The following is a 17,068-nucleotide window of genomic DNA, read 5'->3' on the forward strand; positions in this document are numbered from 1 at the left end:
TCGGGTGCAGCGGGAGTCCGGTGAGTGGCCGGTGCGGGTGGTTGAGGGTGTGGTGGTGCCGCGTCGGGCCGGGGTGAGTTCGTTCGGTGCGGGTGGTTCCAATGCGCATGTGGTGGTGGAGGAGTTCCCCGGCGCGACCGTGAGTTCGGACGTGGACGTGGTGGCGGGGGTGCAGCGGGTCGGGGATCCGTTGGTGTTCGTGGTGTCGGCGCGTGATGAGGAGCGGTTGCGGGAGTACGCCGGGCGGTTGGGGGCGTTCCTGGAGCGCGAGCGGGTGGCCCTGGCCGACGTCGCGTACACCCTCCACACCGGACGCGAGCCCATGACGGAGCGGCTCGCCGTCGTCACGGGCGATGGTGCCGAACTCGTCCGCGTGCTGCGGGAGTTCGCGGCCGGTGGTGATCCGGACGGGGTGCTGCGGGGCAGTGTGGCGCCGGATCGCGCGCCGGGCGCGCCGCAGCCGGCCGACGACCCGCACACGGCCGCCGCGCAGTGGGTGCGCGGCGACACCGACGACATCGAGGGCCGGTGGGCCGACGGCCGGCGGACACCGCTGCCCGGCTACCCGTTCGCCCGCGAGCGGCACTGGATCGCGACCGCCGACGGCACCCTGCCGGGCGGCAACCCGGCGCTGCACCCGCTGCTGGACGCCAACGAGTCCACCGTCGAGGAGCAGCGGTTCCGCAAGACACTGCGCGCCACCGACCCCCTGCTGTGCGACCACGTGATCGCCGGGCAGCCGGTGCTGGCCGCGGCCACCGCACTGGAACTGGTGCGGGCGGGCGCCGAGCGGGCCAGCCGCCGACCGCTGCGCGGCCTCGCCGACATCGTGTGGGGCCGTCCGGTCACCGTGCCGGCCGGGCGCACCGAGACCGAGCTGTACGCGGCGTTCACCGTGGACGGCGAACGGATCGCCTTCGAGGTCTACAGCGAGGCCGACGGCGCCCGCACCACCCACCTGCGCGGACAGGCGCGCCACGGGGGGCCGGCGGCCGAGGCGGCGGACCGTACCGACCTGGCGGCGGTGCGTGGCCGCTGCACCGGGCGGCGCACCGGCGCGGAGGTCTACCGCGCCTACGCGGACGTGGGCTTCGCGTACGGCGAGAGCTTCCGGGTCATCCAGGACGTCCGCATCGGGCGCACCGAGGCGCTGGCCGAACTGGCGCTGCCGGCCGGCGCGGGCCACGGCTGCACCCTGGCGCCGCAGTTGCTCGACGGGGCGCTGCGCGCCTGCCACTGGATCGACCGCGAGCAGGCGCCGCGGGCCGAGGAACTGGCCGTGCCCTTCGGCGTCGGCGCGCTCACCGTGCACGGCGAGCTGCCCCCGGTCTGCTACGCGCACGCCGAGGTGCTGGGGCGCGGCGAGCGACGGGACACCTGGCGCTACCGCGTCACCGTCCTCGACCCCGAAGGCCGGGTGCTGGCCCGGGTGGAGGACCTGGTGGGCCGCCTGTTCACCGGTGCCGACGCCCCCGAGGGCGAGCCGGCGCCGCAGCCGGTGCGCACCGCGGGCCGCGCGGCGGAGGAACTGTTCTACCGACCGGTCTGGCACGACGCGCCGGCCCCGCGTGCCGGCCGCGCGGACCGGGCGACCCTGCTGGTCCTGACCGACCGCGCCGGCACGGCCGCGGAACTGGCCGCGGCCGGCGGGTGGCGGCGGGCCGTGGAAGTCCTGCCCGGCGCCGACTTCGCGCGCCGCGCGGCGGACCGCTACGTGCTCGACCCGGCCGAGCCGGAGCACTACCGCCGGCTCCTGCGGGAACTCGCCGCGGACGTCCCCGGCGCGCCCGGGGCCGGCCTGGACGTGGCGCACCTGTGGAGCACCGAGGCCGCCCCCGACGGCGCGCCGCAGGACGTCGTCGAGGGTGACCTCGGCGCGCTGCACCGGCGGCGCGAGGAGGTCTTCGGACGCGGCCTGGGCTCCGTGCTCCACCTGCTGCGCGCGGTCACCGACGCCGGCGTCGGCGGGCGGGTGCGCTGCCTGTACCTCCACCCGGGCCGGGGCCCGGCCGGGGCGCCGGAGCACGAGGCGGTCGCCGGACTGGCACTGTCGACGGCCCGCCACGCGCCGGGCATCGAGCTGTTCACCGTCCGCCACGACCCGGCGCGCGACGGGGCCCTGCCGGCCGCGGTGCTCGCCGCCGAACTCACCGCCGACGGAGTGCTGCGCGGCGCGGAGGTCCGGTACGCGGCGGGGCGGCGCAGCGTCCGCACGGTGGAGCGGGCGAGTGGCCCGGCGACGCCGGCGGACGGCGCGGCACCGCTCGTCGAGGGCGGCGCCTACCTGATCACCGGCGGGGCCGGGGGCGTGGGCCGACTGCTCGCCCGGCACCTCGCCGAGCGCTACCGGGCCCGCCTGGTCCTGCTGGGACGGTCGCCGCTGCCCGACGCGGTGCGCGCCGAACTGGAGGAGCTGGGCGCCCAGGTGCTGGGCGTGCGCGCCGACGTGGCGGACGCCGGGCAGCTGCGGGCCGCGCTGATCGAGGCCCGGGGCCGGTTCGGCGGGCTCGACGGGGTGTTCCACCTCGCCGGGGTGGCCGACCGGGTGCCGCTGACCGAGGTGGACGACGCCGGCTTCCGGCGGGCGCTCGCGGCCAAGGTGCAGGGCGTCGTCAACCTCGACGTGCTGACCCGCGCCGACCGGCTCGGGGTCTTCGCCGCCTTCTCGTCGGTGTCCGCGCTGTGCGGCGACTTCGGCGCGGGCAGCTACGCGGCGGCCAACCGCTTCCTGGACGCCTACCTCGCGGTGCGGGACGGCCGGGTGGCGTCCGGCGCGCGCACCGGACGCACGCTGTCCCTGGACTGGCCGCTGTGGGACGCGGGGGGCGTGGACGCCCTCGTCCAGGACGGCGAGTTGGACACCTACCAGGAGGCCACCGGCCTGCTGCGGATGACTCCGCGGCAGGCGCTGGACGCCTTCGACCGGGCCTGGCAGTTCGACGGCCCCGTAGTGGTGCCGGTCCTCGGCGACCCGGAGCGGATCGCGCGCACCCTCGGCGGCGCCGCGGTGCCGCCGGCGGCAGCGCCGGCCGGTGCGTCGGCGGCCCCGGCCCCCGCCGCCCGCCCGACGCCCCCGGCCGCCGCGCCGACGGACGCCGAGCGGTACCTGCCGGCGGTGGTGGACCGGCTGCGCCGGACGCTGTCGGGCGTGCTGAAGCTGCCCGCGGCGCAGATCGACAGCCGCACGCAGCTGGACCAGTACGGCATCGACTCCGTCATGATCATGGAGGTCAACAGCCTGCTCGGCCGGGACTTCACCGGGCTGCGCAGCACCCTGCTCTTCGAGTACCGCACCGTGCAGGACCTGGCCGGGTACCTCGTGCGCGAACACCTCGACGACGTCCGGCGGTTGGCCGGTGAGCAGGGCGCGCCGACGGCGCAGACGGCCGCGGCCGCGGTGGCGGCCCCCGCCGCCGTCTCCGCACCACTGACCGCTCCGGCCGCCCCGGTCCCGCAGCCGACGGCCGCCGCCCCCGCCCCGTCCCCACGGACGCCGGACGACGACCCGATCGCCATCATCGGCATGAGCGGGCGCTACCCCCAGGCACGCAACCTGGAGGAGTTCTGGGACAACCTCCGCCAGGGCCGGGACTGCGTGACCGAGGTCCCCGCGGACCGCTGGGACGCCGACGCGCTCTACGACCCCGACCCCGACGCGCCGGGCAGGAGCTACGGCCGGCACGGCGGGTTCCTGACCGACGTGGACGCCTTCGACTCGCTGTTCTTCGCGCTCTCCCCGCGCCAGGCCAAGTCGATGGACCCGCAGGAGCGGCTGTTCCTCCAGACGGCCTGGTCCGCGCTGGAGGACGCCGGGTACCGGCTGGACGCGCTGCCGCGCCCGCGCTACGGCGACGAGGGGCGCGACGTGGGCGTGTTCGTCGGCGTCATGTGGGACGACTACGCGATGCTCGGCGCGGAGGAGTCCTTCAAGGGCAACCACGTGGTGGCCATGGCCAACCGGGCGTCCATCGCCAACCAGGTCTCCTACTTCGGTGACTTCCGCGGCCCCAGCGTCGTGCTCGACACCGCCTGCTCGGCGTCCCTGGTCGCCCTGCACGCGGCGTGCGAGAGCCTGCGCCGCGACGAGTGCGCCTACGCCGTCGCGGGCGGCGTGAACGTCTCGGCGCACCCGCTGAAGTACGTCCACCTCAGCCGCAAGAAGATGCTCTCCACCGACGGGCGCTGCCGCTCCTTCGGTGCCGGCGGCAACGGCTACGTGCCCGGTGAGGGCGTGGGCGCCGTGGTGCTCAAGCGGCTGTCGCGGGCGCTCGCCGACGGCGACCAGGTGCACGCCGTGATCCGGTCCACCGCCGTCAACCACGGCGGCCGCACCAACGGCTTCACCGTGCCGAACCCCAAGGCCCAACAGGCCCTGGTGGAGGAGGCGTTGGCCAAGGCGGGGCTGAGCGCCCGCGACATCGGCTGCATCGAGGCCCACGGCACCGGCACCGCGCTCGGCGACCCGATCGAGCACACCGGCCTGGTGGACGCGTTCGCCCAGCACACCGCCGACCGGGCGTTCTGCGCGCTGGGGTCGGTCAAGTCCGCCATCGGTCACCTGGAGGGTGCCGCCGGCATCGCCGGGGTCCACAAGGCCGTGCTCCAGCTGCGCCACGGCGAGCTGGTGCCCTCGCTGCACGCCGCGGAACTCAACCCGATCATCGACTTCGCCGCGTCGCCGTTCCGCGTGCAGCGGGAGGCGGCCGAGTGGCCCAGGGAGGCGGGCCGGCCCCGCCGGGCGGGCGTCAGCTCGTTCGGCGCCGGCGGCACCAACGCCCACGTCATCCTGGAGGAGTTCGTGCCCGAACGCCGCGCGCAGACGCCCGACGTCGGCTCCCCGGAGCTGGTCGTGCTGTCCGCCCGCGACGAGGAGCGGCTGCGGGCGTACGCCGACGAACTGGCCGGGTTCCTGGAGCGCGCCGGGCGCCGCGGGAGCGCACCGACGCTCGCCGAGGTCGCGCACACGCTCCAGACCGGCCGGGAGGCGTTCGCCGAACGGCTCGCCTTCACCGCCACCGACGTGCCGGCGGCGGCGGCCACCCTGGCGGCCTTCGCCCGCGGCGAAGCGGTCACCGGGCTCGCCCGCGGCACCGCCGGCCACCACGCGGCGCTCGCCGACCTGTTCACGCACGGCGCCGGCGGCGGCGACTTCGTCCGCGGCCTGGCCCGCGCCGGGCAGGTCGACAAGCTCGCCGGACTGTGGGTCACCGGCGTCGAACTGGACTGGGACGCGCTCGCCCTGGAGCGGACCGACCGGCCGCGCACGGTGTCGCTGCCGACCTACCCGTTCGCTCCGGAGCGCCACTGGCTGACCCGCACGCCGGCGGCACCGACCGCCGTGACCCCCACCGCAGTGACGCCGACCGCCGTGACCGCGGCGGCCGAGGCACCCGGCGGGGACCTGCCGCTGACCCTGCGCCCCGCCGACCCGCTGGTCGCCGACCACGTCGTCAGCGGGCGGACGATCCTGCCCGGCGCCGGCTACCTCGACCTCGTCCTGGACGCCGTCGGCGCCCGCGACGGCGACCGGGTGATCGACGACGTGTACTGGCTCACCCCCGTGATCGTGGACGACGCGCCCGCAGAACTCGTCGTCGCGCTCCACGAAGCCGACGGCATCCGGCGCTTCGAGGTGCGCGGCGCCCACCGCGCCGCCGGCACCACCGCCCCGGTGCACGCCCGCGGCGTGCTGGTGCCGGCCGACCGGGCCCCCGCGCCCGCACCGGTCGTCGTCCGGGACGTCGCGGACGCCTGCCCCACCGAGCTGACCGGCGCCGAGTTCTACGCCGGCATGGACCGGCTGCGGGTCTGCTACGGGCCGTTCTTCCGCCTCGTCGAGTGGGTCCGTACCGACGGTGCACAGGCGCTGGCACGACTGCGGCTGCCCGAACGGTTCGTGCCGGGCGCCGAACGGCGCGCCCTGCACCCGGCCGTGGTCGACGCGGCCCTGCACACCGTCGCCGCCCTGCACTTCGCCTCCCGGGGCTCCGAGGACCTGCCGCTGCTGCCCTTCGCCGTCGACCGGGTGCGCAGCCACCGGGCCGTGCCGCTGACCGGCTACGCGCACGTCACGCCGCTGGGCGAGAACCGTTACGACGTCGCCCTGTTGGACGACGACGGCCGGGTCTGCGTGCTCTTCTCCGGGCTGTCGGTGCGCGAGCAGAAGGACCCGCACCCCAAGCTGGCCCACCGGCCGCGCTGGGTCTCCCGGCCGCACCCGCAGGACGGTCCGGCCGACGCCCGGCGGGTCCTGGTGGTCGCGCCCCGCGCCGCCGACGCCATGGCGAGGGCCCTGGCCGCCGTGCACGCCGACGCCCGGGTGGACACCCTCCTGTTCGGTCCGGACGGCCCGTCGAAGGACGAGCTGGCGCGCGCCTGCGACAGCGGCGCCGACCCCGAACTCGTCTACTTCCTGGCCGGGTCACCCCAGGGCGACGACGCCGGCCACCAGGCCCGCGCGCAGGGCGTGCTCGCACTGGTGCGGCTCGCCACGGCGCTGTACCGGGCCGGCGACCCCCGACCGCCCGCCCTGAAGGTCGTCACCACCGACGTCCACCCGCTGCGGCCCGACGAGCCGTCCCGCCCGGCGGGAGCCGCCCTCCTCGGCCTGTGCTCGGCGCTGGCCAAGGAGCACCCGGGCGCGCGGATCGCCTGCGTCGACGTGCGGGCCGAAGAGGCCGTGCAGGCCGCCCCGGCCGTCGCCGCCGAACCGTTCCCGGCCCGCGTCCAGCCGGTGCTGCTGCGCGACGGCGTGCGCTACCTGCGCACCCTGGAGCGGGTGCGGCTGCCCGAACCGGCGCGGCCCCCCTTGCGCGAGCGCGGGGTCTACGCCGTCATCGGCGGCCTGGGCGTCATCGGCTTCGACACCTGCCTGCACCTGGCCCGCACCTACCGGGCCCGGCTGCTGGTGGTGGGCCGCGCCGAAGTGGACCCGGTGCGCCGCGAGCGCCTCGCGCAACTCCAGGCGGCCGGCGCCGAGGTGCTGTACGTGGCGGCCGACGCCGCGGACCCCGCGGCGGTGCGCGCCGCCGTGGACCGGGCCAAGGAGCGCTTCGGCGCACTGCACGGGGTCATCCACTCGGTCATGGACTTCGCCACCGCCCCGGTCACCGCACTGGACGCGGCCGGCCTGCACGCCGCCCTGGACTCCAAGGAGGCCACCGTGCGCGGCACCTGGGCGGCGGTCGAGCGGGAGCCGCTGGACTTCCTGCTCTTCTACTCCTCCGGGGCCGCCTTCCAGGGCGCCGCCGGACAGGGCGGGTACGCCGCCGCGTGCTGCGCCGCGGACGCCCTGGCCCTGCACCTGGCCCGCACCGCGCCGTTCCCCGTCAAGGTCGTCAACTGGGGCTTCTGGCACGCCGCCGGGGTCGCCGAGCGCGAGGAGGTGCTGCGCCCGCTGGTGGCGTCGGGCGTCACGCCCCTCAGCGCCGCGGACGGCATGCGGACCGTGGAGCGGTTCCTGGACAGCCCGCTGGAGCAGGTGCTGGCCCTCCAGGCCGGCGACCGGGTCCTGGCGGCCATGGGCGTGGACGGTGCGGCCGAGGTGCGCATCCGGCCGCGTCACCTTCCGGCGCTCGTCGACCAGTTGCGTCCCGTCGTGGCGCTCGCGCCGGAGGAGATCCGCCGGATCGAGTCCTACCAGCGGGCCTCCCGGGAGGCCGAGCGGCTCGCCCGGCGGCTGCTGGCCGGGGCGCTGCGGCGGATGGGCGTACTGCGGGCCGCGGGCGAGCGGCACACCGCCGACGGGCTGCGGACACGGCTGCGGATCGCCGACCAGTACCACCGGCTGTACGCCTCCGTCCTGGACATGCTCACCACCGCGGGGTACCTGCGCCGCGACGGCGACGCCCTCGTCAGCACCCCCCTGGTCGACGACCCCGAGACGCTGCGGGCCGGCCGCGACCCGCACGCCGCCGCGGCCGAACTCCTCGCGCGCTACCCGGAGATCGAGGCCGTGGCGACGCTCCTGGCCCGCTGCCTAGAGGCGTTCCCGCAGGTGGTGACCGGCGAGCAGAGCCACATGGACGTGCTCTTCCCCGGTGGGTCCATGGACCTGGTGGTGGGCATCTACCGGGGCAGCGCGCTCAGCGACAGCTACAACGCGCTGGTGGCCCGCGCGGTCGCGGAGTTCGTCCGCGGGCGGCTGGCGGCGGACCCGACGGCCCGCCTGCGGATCCTGGAGGTCGGTTCGGGCACGGGCAGCACCAGCGGGCCCGTCCTGGCGGCGCTGGCCCCGTACGCCGCGCACGTCACCTTCACCTACACCGACATCACCAGTGCGTTCGTGCGGCACGGCCGGAAGAAGTTCGCGGCCGACCACCCGTTCGCCGAGTTCACCGTCTTCGACGTGGACGCGGACCCGGTCGCCCAGGGCATCGCCCCGGACAGCTACGACGTCGTGCTGGGCACCAACGTCTTCCACGTCACCCCGTCCATCGAGCACACCATGCTCGGCGTCAAGCGGTTGCTGCGCGCCGGCGGAGTGGTGCTGGCCAACGAGGGGACCGGCTTCGCCGACTTCCTCCCGCTGATCTTCGGCCTGACCAGCGGCTGGTGGCGGTACCGCGACACCGACCTGCGGATCCCCGGCTCGCCGCTGCTCACCGTCGCCAAGTGGCGCGACGTGCTGGCGGTCTGCGGATTCGACGGCACGACGGTGCACGAACTGCCGCCGACCGCCGAGGGACCGGTCCAGCAGAGCCTGATCGCGGCCGAGAGCGACGGCACCGTCCTGGTGGCGGGGGCGGCCGGGCCGGTCGCCGCGGAGCGGGCGGCCGCCGGGCCGGCGCAACCGGCGGCGCCGACGGCGCCCGCCGCAGTGGCCGGGGAACCGGCTCCGCTGGACCTGGCGGCGGTCGCGCTGGGCCAGGTGAAGGCCGTGTTCGCCCGGGTGCTGGAGATGACCGAGGCGCAACTCGACGCCGAGGCGCCGTTCGAGGACTACGGCATCGACTCGCTCGTGGTGCCCGAACTCAAGCAGGCGTTGGAGGCCGACTTCGGACGGCTGCCGGCCCCGCTGCTGTTCGAGCACACGACCATCGGACGCCTCGCGGACTACTTCCGCGCGCAGCACCCGCAGACCCTGGCACGGCTGGCGGGGACCACCCCCGCCGAGCCCGGACCGCAGCGGGCGGCGGAGGCCATGGCACCAACGGCACACACGGCACCAACGGCGCGCATGGCACCAACGGCACACACGGCACCAACGGCATCAACGGCTCCGGCCGGGACCGGTGCGCCGGCCCCGCGTCCCACGGTCCGGGAGACGCCCGTCTCCCACCGGGCCGACGGGGCGGAACTGGCCGGCGTCGTCGAGGACCTGTCCGACGAGCAGGTGGACCAGCTGCTGGGTGAGCTGCTCTCCGTGCTCGGCGGCGAGAACAACGGGGGAAGTGCGAAGTGAGCGGTACGTCGAATGCGTTTAGCTGCCATCTGATAGGTGAGAACACGCTGCTGGTGTCCTGCGCCGAGCTGCTGCTCGAACGCGGCCACACGGTGCTCGGGGTGGTCTCGCCCAACCCGGACGTCCGACAGTGGGCCGCCCAACAGGGCCTCGCCACCCGCGACTTAGGCCCGGACCTCACGGACTTCCTGTCCGCGCGGCCCTTCGACCACCTCTTCAGCATCGCCAACCTGCGCATGCTGCCCGCCGAGGTGCTGGGCCTGCCGCGCGGCCTGGCCGTCAACTTCCACGACGCGCTGCTGCCGGAGCACGCCGGCGTGTACGCCACGACCTGGGCGATCCTCCAGGGCACCCGGCGGCACGGCGTCACCTGGCACGTCATGACCGAAGAGGCCGACGCCGGCGACGTCCTCGCCCAGCGCGAGGTCGACGTCGCCCCGGACGACACCAGCCACACCCTGAACGTCAAGTGCTTCGACGCCGGCGTGCAGTCCTTCGCCGAACTCGCCGACGCACTGGCCCGGGGCGAGGCGCGCCGCCGCCCGCAGGACCTCGCCGGGCGCAGCTACCACGGCCGCCACGACCGCCCCCACGGCGGCGGCCTGCTGTCCTGGGCGCGGCCGGCGGCGGAGCTGTCCGCCACCGTGCGCGCCGCGGAGTTCGGCGCGCACGCCGAGAACCGCTTCGGCACCGCCAAGCTCGACCTCGGCGGCCGGCCCGCGCTCGTGGCCGGCCTGGACGTCCTGCCGGACCGCTCCGGCGCGCCCGCCGGCACGGTGCTGGCGGCCGACCGGGACGGCCTCGTGGTGGCCACCGCGACCCAGGACGTGCGGCTGACCGGGCTGACCACCGCCACCGGCGCCCCGCTGGACCCCGCCGCCGAGGACCTGCACGGACGTCGGCTGCCCGACCCCAGCCCCGAGCTGGCCGAGGCCGCGACCCGCGCCGAGGCCGCCGGCCTGCGCCACGAACGCCGCTGGGTGCGGCGGCTGGCGGCGCTGGCGCCCGTCGAACTGCCCGGCCGGGACGCGGCCGGGGCGCCCGCCCCCGGCGCCGCGCCCCGCACGTACCCGGTCGTGGTGCCGGCCGCCGCGGCGCGGGCCGCCGCCGACGCCGGACTCCGCCGCGACCAGTGGCTGCTGGCCGGCCTGCTGGCCTTCCTCGCCCGCATCGGCGGCGACACCGGCCGCGACGTGGACCTGCGGCTCCCCGACGGGGGCAGCGGGCACCCCCTCGTGGACGCCCTGCGCGCACCGCGCGTGCCGCTGCGGGTGCCGGAGCTGACCCCCGGCACCAGCATGGGCGCGTTCGCCGCAGAGGTGGCGCGGCGGGTGACGGACGCCGTCCGGGCCGGCGCCTTCGGCCAGGACGTCTGGGTCCGCTACCCCCAGCTCGCCGGGCGCCGCCCGGCCGCGCTGGGCCTGCCCGTCGCGGTGGAACTCACCGACGACGACCCGGCGGCCCCGTCCGCCCCGGCCCCCGGCACCGCGCTGCTGGTCCGCGTCCCGCGCGGCGCCGGCCGGGTGGAATGGGTGGTCGCCGACGGCGCGTCGGACGAGGCGACGGCCACGCTGCTGGCCGAGCACGCCGGCGCGTTCCTGCGGGCCGCGGCCGGCCCCGCGGGCGCCGACCTGACCCGCACGCCGACCTGCTCGGACGCCCACCGCCGGCGCGCCCTGATCGACTGGAACGACACCGCCGCCGACTACCCCCGCGAGCGGCCCGTCCACGCCCTCTTCGAGGAGCAGGCCCGGCGGCGGCCGGACGCGCCCGCCGTCACGGCCGGGTCCACCACCCTGACCTACCGCCAACTGGACGCCCGCGCCGAGGAACTGGCGGCGCTGCTGCGCTCGCGCGGCATCGGGCCCGGCGCGCTCGTCGGGGTGTACCTGGACCGCTCGACGGACCTCGTCGCCACCTTGCTGGCCGTCATGAAGTCCGGGGCCGCGTACGTCCCGCTGGATCCGATCTACCCGCGCGAGCGCCTCGCGCACGTGCTCGCCGACACCCGCCTGCCGCTGGTCGTCAGCGAAGCGGCACTGGCCGACGGGCTACCGGCCACCGACGCCGAGGTGCTGGTCCTGGACCGGGCCCGCGCCGACCGGGGCGCACCGGCCCGGCACCGGGCCGCACCCGCCCGGCACCGGCCCGACGACGGCCTCGCCTACGTCATCTACACCTCCGGCTCCACGGGCCGCCCCAAGGGCGTCAGGGTCGGGCACCGCGCGCTGACCAACTTCGTCTGCGCCATGACCGCCACGCCCGGCATCACCGAGGACGACCACCTGCTCGCGGTCACCACGGTCTGCTTCGACATCGCCGGCCTGGAGCTGTACGCGCCCCTGATCCGCGGCGGCCACGTGGAACTCGCCCCGGCCGAGACCGCCGGCGACGGCTTCGCGCTGCGCGCGCTGCTGGAGCGGCGCCGGCCCACCGTGATGCAGGCGACGCCGGCGACCTGGAAGATGCTGATCGCGGCCGGGTGGACCGGCAGCGACGCGCTGCGGGTGCTGTGCGGCGGCGAGGCGCTGCCCCGCGGCCTGGCCCGGGACCTGCTGGCGCGCGGCGCACAGCTGTGGAACCTCTACGGGCCCACCGAGACCACCATCTGGTCCACGGCCGTCCGCCTGGACGACGCCGAGCGGATCGGCATCGGGCGCCCGATCGCCAACACCCGCTGCTACGTGCTGGACCGCTGGCGGCAACCGGTCGCCCCCGGCTTCCCGGGCGAGCTGTACATCGGCGGGGACGGCGTGGCCGAGGGCTACCTCGACCGCCCGGAGCAGACCGCCGAGAAGTTCGTGCCCGACCCGCTCGAACCGGCCGCCGGCACCCTGTACCGCACCGGCGACCTCGTACGGCACCTGCCCGACGGGACGTTGGAGTACCTCGACCGGGTCGACAACCAGGTCAAACTGCACGGCTACCGCATCGAGCCCGGCGAGATCGAGGACGCCCTGCTGCGCCACCCCGCCGTCGACCGGGCGGCGGTCATCGTGCGGGAGGACGTCCCCGGCGACCGGCGGTTGACCGGCTACGTCGTGCCGCACCGCCCCGGGATCGACCCCGCGGACCTCCGGCGCCACCTGGGCGAGGCGCTGCCCGCCTACATGGTGCCGGCCGCCTTCGTGGAACTGGACCGGCTCCCGCTCACCGCCAACGGCAAGACCGACCGCAAGGCGCTGCCGCGGCCGGCGCAGGGCCCCGCCGACGTCGCGCCCGCCGCGGTGGCCGCCGGTGGTGTCGAGCGGACCATCGCCCGGATCTGGCGCGAGGTGCTGAACGTCGACGCCGTCGGCGTGGAGGACAACTTCTTCGAGACCGGCGGCAACTCCCTGCTGCTGATGCAGGTCATGGCACGGCTGAAGGCCGAGGTGCACGGGCCGCTGACGCGGGTGGAGATGTTCAAGTACCCGACGGTCCGCTCGATGGCCCGGCACGTCGAACGCCAGGCCCCCGGGCCGGACCGCGGCCCCGGGACGGCCGTGGCCGCCCCGGTGGCGGCGGCCGCCCGCCCCGCGCGGCGGGCACCGTCCGGTCGCGCGCCCCTGGGGGAGCTGCGACGGCGGCGCGCGGAGCGGACCCCGCGCAAGCCGTCCGCCAACTAGCGCGCGCCGCGCGCGCGTCCACCGATACAGGCAATCACCGGAGCATCCGGAACGGGGAGGTCAACCATGCGTTCGTGCACCATGTGCGCCCTGAAGGAGGGGCACCCCGGAGTGACCCTCGACGACGAGGGCGTCTGCAACCTGTGCAAGCTCGACATCGCGAGCGACCTGCTGGAGAACTTCACCTACACCAACCGCATCTACGAGGAGTTCACCGCCGCCGGGCCCAATCCGCACGGCGACTACGACTGCCTGTTCATGTACAGCGGCGGCAAGGACAGCACCTACATGCTGGACAAGTTCGTCAACGAATACGGCAAGCGGGTGCTCTCCTACACCTTCGACGTGCCCTTCGAGAGCGCGCACGCCGCCGAGAACATCAAGCTGGCGCAGGCGAAGATCGACGCGACGTTCGTCCTCGACTCCGACGACGACAACATCAAGACGATGATGCGGGAGGTCTTCAACCGGCCCGCGCCGAAGAAGCCGGGGAAGTACCTCGACGAGAAGCTGCCGTGCGTCTCCTGCCGCACCTTCTTCGTCATCCGGGCCATCCTGCACGCCGTCCGGCACAAGATCCCCTACATCGCGCTGTGCGCCGACCCGCAGCAGATCCTCACCATGGAGTCCAACGTCCGCGAGATCGTGCGGGACTTCTACCAGACCTTCGGCCGGCGCTTCACCAGCGACCTCTTCCGCGGCGAGATCGAGCAGATCCTCTTCGCCGAGGACGACGAACTCCCCAAGATCGTCTTCCCGTTCATCGCCATGCGCTACGACTACGACCCCGACCGCATCGTCGCCGAACTCAAGGCCAAGGGGCTCTACGACTCCTCGCCGCTGGAGACGCACTGCACGCTCTTCCCGCTCCTGAACTACTACTCGTTCAAGAACTGGGACTGCATGTTCTACAAGCTCAACGCCTCCAGTCACAAAAGGTCGGTGGCGCGGAACAAGGACTTCGACCGCTCCACCTTCAGCATCAAGTTCCCGCGGGCCGCCAACATCGCCGACATCGAAGAACGCATGAAGCGGGTCGTGCTGGAGATCGCCGAGCACCGCGGGGACACCGCCGAGCACGAGCGCGAACTCATCGACATATTCCGCCAGTTGGACGCCACCGAGGACGGGGCGCGGTTCGTCGCGCAGAGCTTCCTCGGCATGCGCACCGTGGCGGCCGACATGGGCATCGAGCTCTAGGAGGGGCAATGGAGCACGCGAGGGAGCAGGACCGGTCGGAAGAGACCGGGGAGTACCGGGACTCCGACGTGGCCGTCGTCGGCATGGCCTGCCGTTTTCCCGGCGCGGAGTCGGTGGCGGAGTTCTGGCGGAACCTCAAGGACGGCCGGGAGACCACGACCTTCCTCACCGACGGGGAGCTGCTGGCGGCCGGCGTCCGGCCGGACGAACTGGCCGACCCCGGATACGTGCGGGCGGCGCAGCTGCTGCCGGACGTCGAGTCGTTCGACGCCGGTCACTTCAAGGTCCCCGGCGACGAGGCGGAGATCCTCGACCCGCAGCACCGGCACTTCCTGGAGTGCGCCCACCAGGCCCTGGAGGACGCCGGGTACGAACCGTCCGGCTACGACGGGCAGATCGGCGTCTTCGCCGGCGCGGGCATGAACACCTACCTGCTGCACAACCTCGCCGAGCGCTACCGCACCGCCTCCTCCGTCGGCCACTACCGGCTGATGCTGGCCAACGACAAGGACTTCCTGGCCACCCGCGTCTCCTACAAGCTCGACCTGCGCGGCCCCAGCGTCAACATCAACACCGCCTGCTCCACCTCCCTGGTCGCGGTGCACACCGCCTGCCTGAGCCTGTTCGCCGGGGAGTGCGACATGGCCCTGGCCGGCGCCGTGCACCTGCGCGTGCCGCAGATGCGGGGGTACGTCCACCAAGAGGGCATGATCTTCTCCCCGGACGGGCACTGCCGGGCCTTCGACGCCGACGCCGCGGGCACCGTCATCGGCTCCGGGGTGGGCGTCGTCGTCCTCAAGCGGCTGGTCGACGCCGTCGCGGACGGCGACACCGTGCACGCGGTGATCAAGGGCTCCGCGGTCAACAACGACGGTTCGGCGAAGACCGGCTACACCGCGCCCAGCGTGACCCGCCAGGCCGCGGTGATCGCCGAGGCGCAGGACGTCGCCGACTGCCCGCCCGAGACCATCGGCTACGTCGAGGCGCACGGCACCGGCACCCCGCTCGGCGACCCCATCGAAGTCGCCGCGCTCACCGAGGCGTTCGGGGACGCCGGCGGCCCCGGCAGCTGCGCGCTGGGCTCGGTCAAGACCAACGTGGGCCACCTCGACACCGCGGCCGGCATGGCGGGCCTGATCAAGACCGTGCTGATGCTGCGCGAGGGCACCCTCGTCCCCAGCCTCAACTTCCGCGCCCCCAACCCCGACATCGACTTCGCCGCCGGCCCGTTCGCCGTGCACACCGCACTGTCCGCGTGGGAGACCGGCGGGCGACCGCGCCGCGCCGGCGTGAGCTCCTTCGGCATCGGCGGGACCAACGCCCACGTCGTCCTGGAGGAGCCGGTGCCGCCGGCCCCGGCGGCCCGCCCGCGCGGCGCCGAACTGCTGGTGCTGTCGGCCCGCACCGGCGCCGCCCTGGACCGCGCCACCGGCAACCTCGCCCGCCACCTCAGGAGCGCCCCCGACGCCGACCTGAGCGCCATCGCCCACACGCTGGCCGCCGGCCGGGCCGCGCACCCGCACCGCCGCGCGGCGGTCTGCCGGGACACCGCCGACGGCGCGTTCACCCTGGCCATCCTCGACCCCGCGCAGGTCCCCACCCACGAGGCCCAGGAGGGCCGGGACACCGCCGCCCTGGTGCTCGGCGGCGGCGTCGCGGGACCGGCCACCGGCCCCGGAGCCGGCCAGCTCTACCGCGACCTGCCGGAGTTCCGGACGGCCGTCGACGCCTGCGCCACCGCACTGGAGCTGCCCGCCGTCACCGGCCCCGAAGCGCTGCTGACCACCGGGGACGGGGTCGCCGACTTCGTCCTCCAGTACGCGCTGGCCCGCGTCTGGGAGAGCTGGGGCGTCACCTGGGGCGCGCTGATCGGCTCGGGCCCGGGGCAGGCCGTCGCCGGGGCGCTGGCCGGGGTGCTGACGCTGCCGGACGCGCTGGAGCTGGCCCGGGCGCACGACGCGGGGGAGTCCCCGACCGTGCCGGCGACCCGACTCGCCCCCGCCGCGCTGCCGTTGGCCGTCGGCGGGGAGGCGCGCTGGCTGGAGCCGCACGAGGCGGCCGACCCCGCCTTCTGGGCCAAGCCGCCGGCCGCCGAGGCCGACCCGCGGGCCCTGGAGGCGCTGCTGGCCGAGGCCGGGATGCTGGCCGTCGACGCGGTACCGGCCGGCGCCCCGGACGCCACCGCCCTCGAAGCGCTGCTGCACGCCCTGGGGGCGGCCTGGACCCGCGGCGTCGCGGTGGACTGGCACGCCAGGTACCCCGCGGAGCTGGCGCGCCGGGTGCCGCTGCCCACCTACCCCTTCGAGCGCACCCGGCACTGGGTCGAGCCGCCGGCCGCACCCGCGCCGTCGGCCGGCACCGCGGCACCCGCCGCGGCCGCGCCCGCCGCGCCGGCCGGGGGCGCGACGCTTCGGCCCCGTATCGAGGCCGCGGACGCCGCGGAGCAGCGCCGGATCATCCAGGACTACGTCCGCACGCAGGTCGCGACGGTGCTCGGCCGGGGCGCCGACGACCTGCCCGACCTGGATCGGAACCTGTTCGACATGGACGTGGACTCGCTGATCCTCATCGACATCACGGCCCGGCTCGGGACCGAGCTGGGCCGGCCGGTGCCCTCGTCCTCGTTCATCGAGTACCCCACCATCCGCGCCTTCAGCGACCACCTCGTCGGCAGCTGGCACGAGGACGGGGACCAGGGGGCCGACGGCGCCGAGGGTGCGGCGGCGCCGCGCCGGACCTCGCGCCGCGCCGCGGCCGGGGCCAGACGGCGGGGCTGACGTGTGACGGCGGGGCCGGCGGCACGGCAAGGACATGCGGTACCCGAGGACCGCCCGGAGCGGGCGGCCCGGGCGGACCG

The 17,068-nt window shown here is 75.6% G+C and carries 4 protein-coding genes; all 4 read left to right on the top strand.

What is annotated here, in order from left to right; all coding sequences use genetic code 11:
* Positions 1 to 73: 73 nt before the first annotated feature.
* The 4 genes from ABD385_RS06205 (at position 74) to ABD385_RS06220 (ending at position 16,988) form a co-directional block, all read left to right on the top strand.
* Positions 74 to 9,403, top strand: coding sequence for an SDR family NAD(P)-dependent oxidoreductase (locus tag ABD385_RS06205; RefSeq protein WP_344574286.1), 9,330 nt, complete (start codon positions 74 to 76; stop codon positions 9,401 to 9,403).
* Complete coding sequence (locus tag ABD385_RS06210) at positions 9,400 to 13,011, top strand: amino acid adenylation domain-containing protein (RefSeq protein ID WP_344573964.1); 3,612 nt, start codon at positions 9,400 to 9,402, stop codon at positions 13,009 to 13,011. The genes ABD385_RS06205 and ABD385_RS06210 overlap by 4 nt, the downstream gene beginning before the upstream one ends.
* A gap of 66 nt (positions 13,012 to 13,077) precedes the next feature.
* Positions 13,078 to 14,211 carry an adenine nucleotide alpha hydrolase family protein gene (locus tag ABD385_RS06215; RefSeq protein ID WP_344573965.1) on the top strand — a complete coding sequence of 378 codons (1,134 nt, stop codon included), beginning with the start codon at positions 13,078 to 13,080 and terminating at the stop codon, positions 14,209 to 14,211.
* 8 nt (positions 14,212 to 14,219) lie between these two features.
* Positions 14,220 to 16,988, top strand: coding sequence for a type I polyketide synthase (locus ABD385_RS06220; protein ID WP_344573966.1), 2,769 nt, complete (start codon positions 14,220 to 14,222; stop codon positions 16,986 to 16,988).
* Positions 16,989 to 17,068 lie beyond the last annotated feature (80 nt).

It is taken from the genome of Streptomyces lunalinharesii (genome assembly GCF_039532155.1).
GTDB classification, from domain to species: Bacteria; Actinomycetota; Actinomycetes; order Streptomycetales; family Streptomycetaceae; genus Streptomyces; species Streptomyces lunalinharesii.